A 14,276-nucleotide genomic window follows, 5' to 3' on the forward strand; every position below is an offset into this window, starting at 1 on the left:
GCCCGGGATCGCCTCAGGCGATCCAGACTCATAAGTCTTCGGTTGTAGGGTCTTGCGACTGGGGCGCGCGAGGCGCCTAGTTCTTGCTTTGGCTACGCTCGGTGACCCGGCTAGCCTGTGCCGGCGATGCGCCGCCGATGCTGGCCTGATACGACTCGGAGCCGCCGTAGTCGTTGATGGAGGTGAAGCTCAGCGCCGAGGCGGAAGCTGCGCCGCTCTTGAGCGCAAAGGTACGACTCTCTCCGGGGGCAATCATCACGGCCTCGCTGACGCGCTGCTTGTCGGCGCCGGAGCCCATATCGATGCCCGTGGTAGAGACGTGGAACGCTGTGGGGTTCTGCACTTTCAAAACCTGCTTGCCGTCAGCGCTGTCTATGCTCCAGCGCAGGGCCGCGGGGGCTTCTGCAGCCGAGCCTGGCAGACCCGTGGGGCGGAAAAACATCTTGATGCGCTGGCGAATGGCGATCTGCAGGGAGTTTTCAGCTTCAGCCTGCTGCGGAATTTCCTGCACATTGACCCACACTACCGACTCGCGGTCCGAAGGCATGGCGTTGGCACCGCCGGCATACAGCACACGCAGCAATTGCTGGCCGTTGACCTGCATTCTTGCCAGCGCCGGGGTGATGGCAAAAGGCAACTCGCCCTTGTCGCCGGGAGTATTGCTTTCCAGCCAGGACTGGATCAGAACGGGATTGGCACCGTTGCGCACAACCAGGCTGGCTTCTTTGTTCTTGCCGTCAAAAATGACGCGGGTGGTGTTGAGCGAGATATCGGCATGTGCGCCGACAGCGCCGGTGAGCATCAGGGCCAGCAGCACGCGCCGAGCGAAGGTATGAATACGAGATACGGACACGGTGTGGGGCCTTTCATGAAGCCCTTTCGCAGGACTGAACATGCAGCCCGCGAAAGGGAAAACGATTTAGTTGTAAGACAGAACGTATGCAAGAGAGCCGTTGGCAGAACCCGCCGCAACCTGACTGGTGGCTTTGCCCGCTTGCAGCGTGTAGTAGGCATTCAGGACAAAGTTGGCCTCGCCGCCACTCAAAGGAGCTGACAAGGTCCAGGAGCCGGTATTGGAGAAGTCCAGAATACCGGCACCTTGCATCAGCATGATCTGCACATTGCTGGCGCTGCCGCTTGTGGCAATGCCCTTGCCCATGCGGGTTGTGGGAGTCAGCTTCAGCTCAACCGAGGAGCCGCTGGCGCATGCCAGCCGCAGATTCATGAGGGTGGGCGAGGCAATACCGCCAGGAGTGACAGGGGTCGCGGGCGTAGCTTCGGAGCCCAGAGACTTGGTGGTCACCATGCCCATGTCATAGGACAAATTGCCGCTGGTGATGGTGGCACCACTATCTTGCAAGGAGCATGTTTCTGCAGTGAGACCACCGTTGAAGGTGATGTTGCCGGTTGCGCCAACGTTGGCAGCATGAGAAACGGCGGAGAAACCTAAAGCGGACAAAACGGCAAGGCTGAGGATTGCTTTTTTCATTTCCGTTAAAACCTATGAGATGAATGAGAGACGATCGCTGGAGCCGGTTGCACGCATATCCCGGTTGATGGCTTGCTCAAGGCAAGGCACGACCGGAGAGAGCACCGAGACAAAGATCGTCGTAAGCTCTGGACAAGTCCTGCTCATCACTGCCAAGCCTGTGGCGATATCAATGCCATCTGAGCGGCAGAAGATCTGCATCAAATCCGATACGGACCAACCCTCCTGAGTAGAAACTCCCGAATCTGTCTGCCAAAAAAACCGGGGCGATGGAACTCGAGTTGCGCGAGTCAATCAAAGAATCGCCAAAGCCCCGGCTGCTTTCATTCATGCAACCTCTTTCGCAGGCTTGGCAGCCTGCGAAGAGGGAGCCGATTTACTCGTACGACAGTTCGTAAGCCACGGAACCGTTAGCGGGACCGGCCACCACATCGCCAACACCCTTGCCTTGTTGCAGCGTGTAGAAGGCGTTCAGCGAGATATCAGCCACGCCATTGGTCAAAGGAAGGTTGGCCTTGGTGTAGGAGCCAGAGCTGAAGTCCAGCTTGTTTACACCTTCCATCAGCATGATCTGCACGTTCTGAGCGCCACCGCTCACGCCCACACCCATACCAACGCGAGTTGTGGGAGTCAGCTTCAGGGAAACATTGGTGCCGTTCATGCATTCCATGGTCAGGTTCACGGGCACGGGCAGAGTGGTGATGGTGCCGCCAGTTTGGTTGGGGAATTCTTCAGTGCCCAGAGCGTTCGCAGAAACCGAACCCATTTGATAGGTCAGGTTGGTACCGCCGGAGGAGTTGGCACCGGCGCTGTGCACCACGCAGGTATCGGCGTTGATTTCACCTTGAAAGTTGATCATGCCCGTAGCGCCCACAGTGGGAGCGGCGTGGGAAACTGCGGAGAAGCCCAGAGCGGACAGGACAGCGATGCTGAGGATAGCTTTTTTCATTTCAAGAACTCTAATTAAGTGAGGTTAGTGATGGATGGAGCCAGTTACGCAACGATCGCGGTTAGTAGCTCTATCGCAGCCATGTGCCAACGGGTCAGCACATAGGAACGAAGTTTAGGGAGGGGGTCCGGCCGCAGGCCTCGGACGATTCCTAATCGCTAACCAAAAAAGCCGTTCAATGTCAAGCAATGTCAATTAGGGTTAGCCTTTGGCCATATTGCGATGGATCGCCCCGTTTTAGAGCTTCGCTCACCCTCTGCTGCTACCAGGCCATTGCCGCAGAAATTCAGGCCAAATCAGCCTCTACCCCAGTCACAGCAAGCGCAAACAGCTATCAAAAATAGCATCGCCTTGTCGCCAGCGACAGAGGCCTTGCCGGCCACGCCGGGATTTCGCCCCGGCAGGCGACTCACTTTCTGTTGCCAGAAAGTAAGCAAAGAGCACAACCCGACCATCTGCGTCCCTGCGCTGCGGGCAAACCTGCGTCACGCCATTCGGTCTGCGCTGCCGCCCAACTCGCTGCGCGGCTTTGCCGCTTCGCTCAGACAGACGGCGGCAAGTCAGTTCAGGATGCAACACTGTCCTGCGGCAGCGTTGCCTGCCGCCCGAACCGCGTGCCGCAGGCGCACATATACGGGTGGATGCGGGCGGCCTGCAAGAATTGGGACGAAGCCGGTTGTTGGTCTCACCCCTTGTGCCAACGCCTGCGATGGCAAGCTCTTGCGGCGCGCAGTTGCACCGCAGAGTGCAACTGCATCATCATCCAATCTGCGGCCGTTTGTCTGAGCTAAGCGGGCAAGGCACGCTCAACGAGTTGGGCCGCACAGCCGCAAGAGCTTGACGGCGCAGGTTGCCCGCAGGCGCAGCCGCAGGGACGGGGGCAGCAGGGGCTGGCTCTTTGCCTACTTTCTTGCGGAAGAAAGTAGGTCGGCTGGCGGGCCAAGACCCGTCGGGGGCGCCTAGCCCTCGGTCTAAATATCGGGCATGTTGCAGAAACAGAAGTCCAAGCAAATCACCCTCTAGCCCAATCACCGCAATTGCAGGCAGCTATCAAAACTGCATCCCTTTGTCGCCAGCGGCAGAGGCCTTGCCGGCCACGCCGGGATTTCGCCCCGGCAGGCGACTCACTTTCTGTTGCCAGAAAGTAAGCAAAGAGCACAACCCGACCATCTGCGTCCCTGCGCTGCGCTCCGGGCAAACCTGCGTCACGCCATTCGGTCTGCGCAGCCGCCCAACTCGCTGCGCGGCTTTGCCGCTTCGCTCAGACAGACGGCGGCAAGTCAGTTCACGATGCAACGCTGTCCTGCGGCAGCGTTGCCCGCAGCCGAACCGCGTGCCGCAGGCGCAGATACACGGGTGGATGCGGGTGGCCTGCAAGAGTTATGGCGAATCAGCCTAAAACGCTTATCCATAAAGCGATAGCAGCTATCAAAACTGTATCGCTTTGTCGCCAGAGGCTGAGGTCTTGCAGGCCGTGCCGGGTCTCGCCCCGGCGGGCGAGTTACCTTTATTGCATCCGCATCGCCCCTATCCCAAAAAGCACGAGCCCTCAAACCCAACATCCGCAGAACTTCAATCAGCGATACCAATCAATCAGCGAGACAGCTCCAGGAAGTGAAGCGGCCGGGTTGTAAGGCATGGGCCTGAACTCTCTTCAGGGCATGCAGTAACAGCGCTTTCTCGATGGCCGCACACGGCAGATTCGGATTCCTCTTAGCCTCAGAAATGCGCTCGGTTCATAGCATTTGCCTATGCACCGACTGCCCCTCAAGCCCATCACCAAAAATGCCGCGACGGCCACGCGCCTGCCCACGGTATTGCTGTATGCGCTTGCGGCTTCCTCGCTGCTATGTATCGTCACCATGGCATTGCTCTACAGCTTCTGGTCGATCAACGAGAGTGTTTCGGGGTATCGGCGCCAGATGAACGCCGCAGCCTACAACGCGCAGCTTTTCTTTGATCAGCGCGAGCAGCTGCTGCGCGCCACGGCCGCCTCCGCTGTCCGCAGTCTCAAACCATTTTCGGCGCCCGAAACACTGGGCTTGTCCGGCCTCTCCAGGCAGCTTGAGGTCTACCCGTTGCCAGAGGGCGAGAGTCGCCACGAGTGGGCCTTGGCTCTGACGCCACGGGATGTTCATGACAACAGCCGTATCAAGACGACGCTTGTCTACACGTCCAAGAGCAGCGGCACAACCCTGCCGGTATTGGGCGACAAGGCCTCGGCAACGCCTGATATTTCGCCGCAAACCCAGAAGTGGATTGCAAGTACTCTGCTGCTTGAGAACCCCAAGGTCGGAATCTCGGGCAGCTCGCCGCTGGTATGGCTGAATCCGCCCACCGACGACAGTGAAAGACTGTTCCTCTATACCCCCATCGACGGAACCGATACCGCCAGCGGGTGGCTGGGAATCACCTTCGACGATATCGGCTCAGCCCTGGACCTGACCAGCACGGCCGGGGGCAGCTATGTCCTCTACGACCCCAATGGCCATGCGACGCTGCGGGGCGCCAATGCACCCGACATGGACAGAGATTCGCTGCACATCACGCGCACCGACAACTTCGGCATCGTATGGGAGGGCAGCATTCCCAGATATCTGGCACTGAGCAAATCCGTAGGCCACGCAGGCTGGCGCCTGAAGTACTACATGCCCGTCAGGCAATTGCTCAAGGACAACGCCGCCAAGCTTTACGGGGCGCTGACTCTTTGCGCTGCGCTCGCTGTGGTTCTGCTGCTGGCGTCTTTCTATATCCACCGCAAGCTGCTGGCCCCCGCGAGATCCAACTTTCTAGCGCTGATGGACAGCGTGACACTGAACAGAAAGCTGCTGAAGACCGCTCCCATCGGTCTAGCCCTGCTGCGCCACGACGACCGCGAGCCGCTGCTATCCAACGAGCTGGCGCAGGCCTGGCTTAAAACCGAACACGAATGGAAGCATATCGTCGAGTCCCCCGACCTGAGCAGCGTTGACGAAGACCTGGAACTTGAAGATGGCCGCGTGGTCCAGCGCACCTTCACTCCGATGACCTATTGCGGCGGTCCAGCCATGCTGTGCACTATCAATGATGTCACCAAGCTCAAGCAGACGGAGTTGTCACTGCTCAACGCCATGCAGGCGGCCGAAGCGGCAAACCAGGCCAAGACGCTGTTTCTCACGACCATGAGTCACGAGATCCGCACGCCGCTCTATGGCATTCTTGGCACGCTGGAATTGCTGTCGCTGACCGGTGCCACCGAGCAGCAGCAGCAGTATCTGGACACCCTGCGCCATTCGTCCACCGTCCTGCTGTCGACCTTGAACGACACCCTGGATCTGTCGCGCATCGAGGCTGGCTACATGACGCTGGAGCGCCGGCCGCTGGCTCTGCTGGAGGTGCTGGACAATGTGGTTTCCACCTTCTGTGTGCGCGCAGAACGCAAGAACCTGAGGCTTTACTCCACGGCCTCCGTCAATACGCCATTGCAGGTGCTTGGAGACGTCACGCGGCTGCGTCAGATCCTGGACAACCTGGTCAGCAATGCCATCAAGTTCACGGTGAGCGGACATATCGTGCTGCGCCTTCGTTCGACCCCGGTCGACGATTTCCATGTGCAACTGGAGTTCGAGGTCGCCGATACCGGCATCGGCATCGCTGCCGAGCATGTGCCGCAACTGTTCCAGCCCTATTTCCGCACCGACTCCGACATCGACCAGCTCATCCAGGGCACGGGCCTGGGCTTGTCCATCTGCTCGCGCCTGTCGCAGATGATGGGCGGCGAACTTGCTGCGACCAGTGAACTGGGCATCGGCACACGTATCTCGTTCAAGGTGACACTGCCGATTGCCGTGGAGTCCAGACCGGACAATCTGCCCAGGCTGTCACCCCAGAAGATCTACGTACGCTGCGCAATCCCTGAGGTCGTGAGAAACCTCTGCGGCTGGCTGCGCCTCTGGGGCGCAATGGCGATGCCCTACCGCGAGCATCACTCATCCATGGATACGCAGTCACTGCTGATCGAGGCCTGGCCCTGGGCGATGCCGCTTGCGCAATGGCCGCACCGGCGCATCGTCATGCACCCGCCCGGCGCCCGGCATGGCATCACCGCAGACCGCCACACCTTGCTGATCAGTGCCCACGGCATCCTGGGCCTGGGCCGCGCGATACATGGAATGCAGCAAGGACAAGGCCTGGTCACCACCACCGGCCAGGTCGATCTCGACCTGATCAACATGAACCTGCTGGTCGTCGAGGACAACCCGATCAGCCAGCTGATACTGCGCGAACAACTACAGCACCTGGGCTGCACTGTGGCGGTTGCAACGAATGGGCAGATGGCCCTGAACCGACCCGACATCCAGGATTTCGACGCCATCCTCACCGATCTGCACATGCCGGTGCTGAACGGGTATGAGCTGGCTTTTGCGCTGCGGGAACGTGGCTACACGCGTCCGATCCTCGGTCTGACCGCCAATGCGTTTCCCGAGGAGCAGCGGCGTGGCCTCACCTCCGGCATCAACGTTTTGCTGATCAAGCCGCTTGCGATAGACCAACTGCGAAAAATCCTGAACTCGATCAAAGCCGAGGGGAGTTAACCATCATGCTTTCCAAATACAGAATCCTTGTCCTGGACGACCACGAGTTTTCCTGCGCGCGCATCTGCTCCATCCTTGCGGATGCTGGATTCGTTCACGTCAAGGCCGCGCAAACCGGCGAACAGGCCTTGAAGATGATGCATGCGGAGCACTTTGAAATTGTCATCATGGACATCAGAATGCCGGACATGGACGGCCTGCAGTTCATCAGCCGGCTCGCAAGCGAAAGCCTGACGCCCATGCTGGCGATCTCCAGCTCCTGCTCGCGCCGCATCATGAACAGCGTCAGCCTGATGGCCAAGGAGGTCGGGCTGTTCGTGCTGGACGCTTTCTCCAAGCCGTTCGACCCCTGCTATGCCCACAAGATCATCGGCAAGCTGCGTCACCGCGTGGCGACGCCGACCTCCAGCCCGGATCTACGCTTTGGCCAGCCCCTGGTGTTCGACAAATCGGCCATAGAGACCGCATTGAGCACCCGCAAGATACAGGCGTGGTTTCAGCCCAAGATGGCACTGCGCACCGGTGAAATCGTCGGCGCCGAGGCACTTGCCCGCTGGGATCATCCCGAGCACGGCTTCATGCTGCCGGGCTCGTTTCTGGCCGCCATCCAACATTGCAAACTCGAGCGACAGTTGCTCCAGCGCATGCTCGAGGATGCGCTGACCGCGCATCGACAGTGGCGCGACATCGGCTATACGATCCCCGTCTCCGTCAATCTTCCGGTCCCCCTTCTGGAGAACCCGGATCTGCCGGACGAACTGGAGCGGACCGCTCGCAAATGGGAGGTGCCCCCAGGCAACATCAATTTTGAGTTGCTTGAAGACGAGACAACCGCCGCGCCTGCGCACTACTATATGGGTGCAAGTCGGTTGAGGCTGAAGGGCTTTGGCCTTGCCCAGGATGATTTCGGTAAAGGATACAGTTCCATGTACAACCTGATCTCGATGCCGTTCACGGAGCTCAAGATCGATCGCGCATTCGTGACCGGCGCCACCGATGATGCGACCCGCGGCACGGCGCTGACGTCCGCAGTGCAACTGGGCAAGCAGTTGGGCCTGACCGTCACCGCTGAAGGCGTCGAAACCCTCACGGACCTTGAATTTCTGCGCCGCATCGGCTGCGACTGTGCACAAGGCTTCCTGATCTCTTCCGCACTCAAATCCAGCGACTTTGCCATGCTGCTGAACAACGATCAACGCAGGCAGTTGTTTCCTCCGGAGGCTGCGTAGTCATCGCTGATATGCAGAACACGCCAATCCATCGAATCACGCGCACGTCGCGACGGCAAAACTGGCTGCTGTTCGGCATACTTCCCATAGTCGTCGCTCTGGTGAGCGCGCTGCTCTGGGGAGGACAGCGCATCATTGACCGGGAGCGCGACCGGTTGCTGGTCGACTTCAGCACCTTGATCGGCTACATCAAGGAACAGGAAATCTTCCTGAGCCAGCTTCGTGCTCAGAGCCAGGACCTGGAAGCCATCCCTTACTCTCGGGTCACCAGTTTCCATGAAGTGGATGCACCTGCGGACTGGAGGGCGCGCCTCTTCCTGGGCCAGGAATCAGTGGTGGACATGCCGTTTTCGCTGGCCTGCGCCCTGCCCACCAAATGCTCTGCCGCTCCTGGAACACTATTCCAGCTGGGCAGCTATCTGTCCGATTTCTATTCGACGTTCTGGGCGTCCTCCTATTTCCCGGCTGCAGCCGTCTTTTTCGTGAATCCGGCGGACAGCACCAGCATCAGCGTGCCGGCGATCAATACCTATGCCGGCTATGAAGCCATCAGCATGGACATGTTCCGGACCGCGGTTTCTGCGATTCAGGAAAACCTGGCGGCACAGCCGGGTCCCGCCACGCAGTCACCCGGCAAGCGGCTGCCGTCGTTCAATCCCAACGAAGTGCACTGGTTCAAGGCTGCGGCCTTGCCCAACAAGATGATAGGCTGGGTCCCGGCGGGATTCCCGTCCGGACTGTGGGGCCCGTCCGGCCCCTCCCAGAACATCTATGCAGCCACGCTGCTCAGCCGCGAGCGCATCAACGTGCTCGAGAGAAGCACTGCCAGCGGACTGCCCTACCAGTTCTGGCTGAAGCATCAAGATGTCACTCTGATGGGAGGCGGCTCCGAACCAGTTGTCACCAAGCTTGGTCTGTCCTATACAAGCGCCGGACTGGTGTGGAAGGCGCTGGACGCAACCGGCACCTGGAGCGGCACCTATCTGATCAGCTACACCAGCTTTTTTAGAGGCCATATGGGGCTGCTCGTCGGTGCGGCCATCTTTGTTGCACTGAGCATGCTGGCAGGCCTGAGCTACACCTATTGGTACAAGCGCCGGGTCATGGAGCCCGCCGTGGACGCCCAGCGCAAGATTGACGAACGCGATGCGTTCAATCGCACGTTGATCCAGACAGCCCCCGTCGCGCTATGCGTGATCAGCAAGGCAAGCGGCGAGCTGGTTTTCAGCAACTCCATTGCCCTGGACTGGCTGGGCGGTGAGTCTGGCCATGCACAGCCGCTGCAGGCCAACGCCGTCCAGCTCCTTCGCTCCCTGCGCGCTGTCAACCAGTCCGGCAGCATGGACAACCTGTATATAGACAACGAGCGCACTCTGTCGGTTTCCTACACCCCAGCGCGCTATATGGATGAGGACGCCGTCTTGTGCGCGTTTACCGACATCAGCACGCGCGTTGAGATCGAACGGGCCCTGGAGCGTGCACGCCGCGCAGCAGACGAGGCCAGCGAAGCGAAATCCACCTTTCTGTCCACGATGAGCCACGAGATCCGTACGCCGCTATATGGCGTGCTGGGCACGCTGGAGCTCTTGACGGCCACGCGGCTGGATGGGCAGCAGCGTCAGTACGTCAACCGCATTGAGGGCTCCTCTCAAATCCTGCTTCAGCTGATCAGCGACATTCTGGACGTCAGCAAGATAGAAGCCGGACAGCTCAAACTGGAGCGCCTGGCCTTCAACGCACGCGAACTCGTGCAGGATTGCACAGGCTCCTATGCGGCCATGGCGCAACAGAAAGGACTGCTGTTTTTCTCTGCCGTTGACACCAGGATTCCGGATTCAGTGCTCGGCGACCCCGTTCGCGTGCGCCAGATTCTCAGCAATCTGATCAGTAACGCGATCAAGTTCACCAATGTTGGCAGCGTCATCGTTCGCTGCCTGGTCCTGGATCACACTCCTGGCCACGTGACGCTACAGATCGAAGTCGCCGACAGCGGCGTGGGTATAGACCGTGAGGACCAGAATCGCCTTTTCACGCCGTTCTACGTCGTCGACGGCAGCCGGCATGTCGTGCGTGGTGCCGGTCTGGGTCTGTCGATCTGTGCACGACTGGCCGAACTCATGGGTAGTTCCATGCAGGTCAAGAGTGAAAAACAGGTGGGTAGCGTCTTTTCCATTGCTTTGACACTGGATGTGGACAATCAGACCATCACCGACTTCCCCGACCTCTCCGACACCCAAATAGCCGTGCGTACACCGCACCCGGAGCTGACGGAGAACATCTGCGCCTGGCTGACCCGCTGGCACGCGCAGGCCGAGCCGCTTGCCCAACCCACCTCGGCCCACACCTCGCGTGCCCTGCTGCTGGATGTGCTGTCGGGCAGCACCACGGCGCCTCCCGACTGGAAGGGGCACTACGTCAGCATCTCTCCCCTGCAGCAGGAGTCCACCCACCCTGATATCGACGCTCAAGATGTGCTCAGCATCGGCCGAGGCATCCAGCGCATCCTGCACAACCAGCAACTGATAGTCCCGCCGGAGCCCGTCATGCCACGGTTCTCGATACGCATCCTGGTTGCCGAGGACAACCCCATCAACCAGACCACCATACTGGATCAGCTCGAACGACTGGGATGCCAGGTCACCTTGGCCGAGGACGGCGAGGATGCCCTGGCGCTATGGGACGTGCAGCCACATGACTTCGTGCTGACCGACGTGAACATGCCGCTCATGAACGGCTATGAGCTGGCCCGCACGCTCCGCTCGGAAGGCGTGATATGCCCCATCATCGGAATTACCGCCAATGCCATGCTGGACGAACAGCGGCGCTGCGTCAGCGCCGGCATGAATACCTGGATGGTCAAGCCGATCGGCCTGAATACGCTGATACAGATGCTGCGTGAGTACGCGCCTCACTCCGAAATCGGAGCCCATGACACGGTAGCGCCCAGACTGCCCGACATCGCACCAGTGCATATACCCGAAGGGCCTGCGCAAGTCCCCTCCAAGTATCGTGATCTATTTTTACGGACCATGCACGAGGACGTCCTCAAGCTGGAGCGGTCCAAGCAGAACAGGCGCGTGGACGACATCATCCTCACCTTGCACCGCATCAGCGGCGCTCTGGTCGACGTCAATCATTTCTCCTTGGCGCAACGAATGCAAAAACTCGAAAAGCACTTGCACTTCGACAGCTTGAACGACGACACTGAAGCCGCACTGAACTTCATGATTGAAGACCTGAAGAGTTTCCTCGCGGAGGTGTAGTTCAAGGAGCCGTTGTCAGACTCGACCACTTAAAGAGCAATAACATGGAAAAAATCCGCATAGTGCTGGCAGACGATCATCCTTTGACGCTCGTCGGCATTCAGGATCTGCTGGAGCGCGATATGAACATCGCCGTGACAGCGGCCGTCTCAACGTCTACCGCACTGGTGGAACAATTGAATTCGTCGTTGCCGGACATCATCATCACGGACTACACCATGCCCGGCGACAGCGTGTATGGCGATGGCATCCGATTCGTGGATTACCTGATCCGTACCTACCCCGGCCCCAAACTGCTGGTGCTGACAATGATCTCGAACCCGATGATCATCTCCTCGCTTTACGACGCAGGTGTATGGGGTGTGGTGCTGAAACATGACAAGCTGACGGAGATTCTTTCAGCCATCAACAGCCTGAGGCTGGGGAACAAGTATTTCCCCACGAACTATCAGCAGAACGTCACCCGTGAGCAGAGAAACACCTCTGTCGCCGATCGCATCAAGCTGCTGTCTCCACGCGAGTTCGAAGTGCTTCGCCACTTCGTACGTGGCGACAGCGTCGTACAGATCGCAGCCAATCTCAAACGCAGCGTCAAGACGGTCAGCACACAAAAGACATCTGCCATGGAAAAGCTGAACGTTCAGTCCAACCAGGAGCTCATCACCTTCTGTGTCGAGAACGGTCTGTTTGAATAGCCTCAGCGTGGTGCCCACGGGATGCCGAGGCCTTGCCTCAGGGGCTGATCAGACAGCGGAGTTCCATCCCCGCGCGAAACAAGCTGCTGCCATCCTTGACCAATGAGGTCCGGCGCATCCGCGGCCTCGGACTCCTATTTCACGGGTTTAGATCAACAGCAGCGTCTACTGTTGCCCATCGTCCGTATCACGCCCTCTTGACCAGGGCAAGTACGAAGCCAATCCGCACTGACGGAGTGCGAGATGACTTGGCAGTTTGCGGCGCAGCATTGACAATACCCGCAACGCACCAAGTTGGTGCTTCTTCTCGAATGCCTTGGCCCGGACAACACCGTTGCCCGGGCTTTTGTCCGTTTGCGCTACGCAAAAGCGCCAACCACACCATCTCGCAAGGGAGTTACTACATGGAGCGCAAGCCCAATATCACTCTGTCCTCCTTGGACCTGGATCGCATTGAATCGCTGCTGGAAAAGAACAACAGCCAGTTCCCCGGCCGCGATGCGCTGGAGGCGGAGCTGGACCGAGCAGATGTGCTTGATCCCGCTGAAATGCCCGCCAACGTAGTGACGATGAACTCCACCGTGCGCTTCACCATGCTCGAGAGCGGCAAGAGCAGCACGCTGACACTGGTTTACCCCAAGGATATGGATGGCAGCGCCGACAAGGTCTCCATCTTTGCGCCAGTGGGCATCGCCCTGCTGGGCCTGTCCGTGGGCGACGAGTTCAAGATGCCCAACCCTACCGGCCAGGTGACCGTGCGCGTGGATGACATAGAGTTCCAGCCCGAACGCGCAGGCGAGCTCCATCGCTGAACCTGCTCGCTCTATAAAAAAAGCAGCTCACCGGAGCTGCTTTTTTCATTGCCAGGCTCCGGCTCAGCGCAAGCCCGCCACCATCGTGGTCAGCAGTCCGGCCCCGATCAGGCCAGCCTGCCAGCGCAGAGCCTGACTCCAGGAGGAGACATGGCGCTCCACCAGCTGATACAGGGCATAGCCAGCGGTCAGCGACAGCACAAAGGCAAACGGAATGCCCACCACAGCGGCTGTGACCGAACCGTGCCAGAAATGGTTGACCACTGCATTGACCAGCAGACAGATTGAAAAGTGAATCAAGAACACCGAGTAGGAGATCTCTCCCAGGCGACGCAGCGGAGCAAGACCCTGCCAGCGGGCAATAGCCTCGGTACGCATGCAGACGATCAGCAGCATCGCGGTCACGCCGGCGAGAAAAATGCGGTCGCGCCACTCATAGACCAGCGCACCGATGATCAGTGCAGCAATCAGCATGCCCCAGCTCCAGGCCGTGAGGCGCTTGTCTGCCGCCACCGCCCAGAAGGCCATCATGCCGACGCCATAGGCGCCCATGAAGTAAATCGCCCAGACATCAAGCTCTGCATCAAGGTTGAAGCTCAGCAGCGAAGCCGCCGTCCCCAGAACCACCAGCGCCTGCATGCCGCTCACAGCCCACGGCCACCAACGCTTCATGGCCGCATCGCCCCAGCGCGCCACTGCCCATTGCTGCAGCCAGCGCACTCCGGCCAGCAGCAGCACGGTGCCCGCAAACAGCTGAAAGTCTATGGACACATACCAGACGCCAGCTGACAGTGATTCCTCGCCCACGATGCCTTGCAGCAGCAGCGCATGGGCCATGAGCTGCCATAGACCGGGGTCGGCGGACACTGATTCGTGATCGAACCAGGGGCGAATCGCGGCAGACACCACAATCGTCACCACCAGCGCCACGGCATAAGGCACGACCAGGCGAACAAAGCGCTTGCCGATCTTGGACCAGGGCGAGTCAAAGCGCGCCAGACCTTGCGGGGCCAGACTGGCCGCAGCCAGAAAGCCGCCGATCACCAGGAAGATCTGCACGGCCATGCGAGCGTACTCATAGAGCCAGTCCAGCAGATTCGGCATGACGGGATGAGCCACATCGGACATGGGGCCGTAAAAAGCCAGGTGATGCCAGACGATGGCTGCGCAAGCCAAGCCTTTGGTGCAGTCGATGAGCGCGCTGCGGGAATGAGAGGAAATAGAACTTTGAGCCATCTGATCACGGCCGCCAGCAGCCCATGGGC

9 protein-coding genes are annotated in these 14,276 nt (G+C 59.5%); 5 read left to right on the forward strand and 4 right to left on the reverse strand.

The window, feature by feature from the left end:
- Positions 1 to 76 precede the first annotated feature (76 nt).
- From F3J24_RS16715 to F3J24_RS16725, 3 genes are all read right to left on the reverse strand, one after another.
- Positions 77 to 853, reverse strand: a complete 777-nt coding sequence (locus F3J24_RS16715) for a molecular chaperone (RefSeq protein ID WP_370527737.1) — start codon at positions 851 to 853, stop codon at positions 77 to 79.
- Positions 854 to 919: 66 nt separating this feature from the next.
- Positions 920 to 1,360, reverse strand: coding sequence for a type 1 fimbrial protein (locus tag F3J24_RS16720; protein ID WP_167008706.1), 441 nt, complete (start codon positions 1,358 to 1,360; stop codon positions 920 to 922).
- A 505-nt stretch (positions 1,361 to 1,865) separates the two neighbouring features.
- A complete protein-coding gene (locus tag F3J24_RS16725; protein ID WP_167008709.1) occupies positions 1,866 to 2,438 on the reverse strand; it encodes a fimbrial protein in 573 nt (190 codons plus the stop codon).
- Positions 2,439 to 4,189: 1,751 nt separating this feature from the next.
- On the opposite strand from F3J24_RS16725, the gene F3J24_RS16730 reads away from it, so the two are divergent.
- The 5 genes from F3J24_RS16730 (at position 4,190) to rnk (ending at position 13,011) form a co-directional block, all read left to right on the forward strand.
- Positions 4,190 to 7,012 carry an ATP-binding protein gene (locus tag F3J24_RS16730; protein ID WP_167008712.1) on the forward strand — a complete coding sequence of 941 codons (2,823 nt, stop codon included), beginning with the start codon at positions 4,190 to 4,192 and terminating at the stop codon, positions 7,010 to 7,012.
- 5 nt (positions 7,013 to 7,017) lie between these two features.
- Positions 7,018 to 8,241: an EAL domain-containing protein gene (locus F3J24_RS16735; protein WP_167008715.1), complete on the forward strand. Its 1,224-nt coding sequence runs from the start codon at positions 7,018 to 7,020 to the stop codon at positions 8,239 to 8,241.
- Positions 8,242 to 8,252: 11 nt separating this feature from the next.
- Positions 8,253 to 11,504, forward strand: a complete 3,252-nt coding sequence (locus F3J24_RS16740) for a hybrid sensor histidine kinase/response regulator (protein ID WP_167008718.1) — start codon at positions 8,253 to 8,255, stop codon at positions 11,502 to 11,504.
- A 44-nt stretch (positions 11,505 to 11,548) separates the two neighbouring features.
- Positions 11,549 to 12,199, forward strand: a complete 651-nt coding sequence (locus F3J24_RS16745) for a response regulator transcription factor (protein WP_167008721.1) — start codon at positions 11,549 to 11,551, stop codon at positions 12,197 to 12,199.
- Positions 12,200 to 12,603: 404 nt separating this feature from the next.
- Positions 12,604 to 13,011: a nucleoside diphosphate kinase regulator gene (rnk, locus tag F3J24_RS16750; RefSeq protein ID WP_167008724.1), complete on the forward strand. Its 408-nt coding sequence runs from the start codon at positions 12,604 to 12,606 to the stop codon at positions 13,009 to 13,011.
- A 63-nt stretch (positions 13,012 to 13,074) separates the two neighbouring features.
- On the opposite strand, the gene F3J24_RS16755 is transcribed toward rnk, so the two are convergent.
- The gene (locus tag F3J24_RS16755; protein ID WP_167008727.1) at positions 13,075 to 14,247 is read right to left on the reverse strand and encodes an acyltransferase; all 1,173 of its coding nucleotides are present in this window, start codon (positions 14,245 to 14,247) and stop codon (positions 13,075 to 13,077) included.
- Positions 14,248 to 14,276: the final 29 nt, after the last annotated feature.

The organism is Comamonas sp. Tr-654, assembly GCF_011752915.1.
In the GTDB taxonomy this organism is placed as follows: domain Bacteria; phylum Pseudomonadota; class Gammaproteobacteria; order Burkholderiales; family Burkholderiaceae_C; genus Comamonas.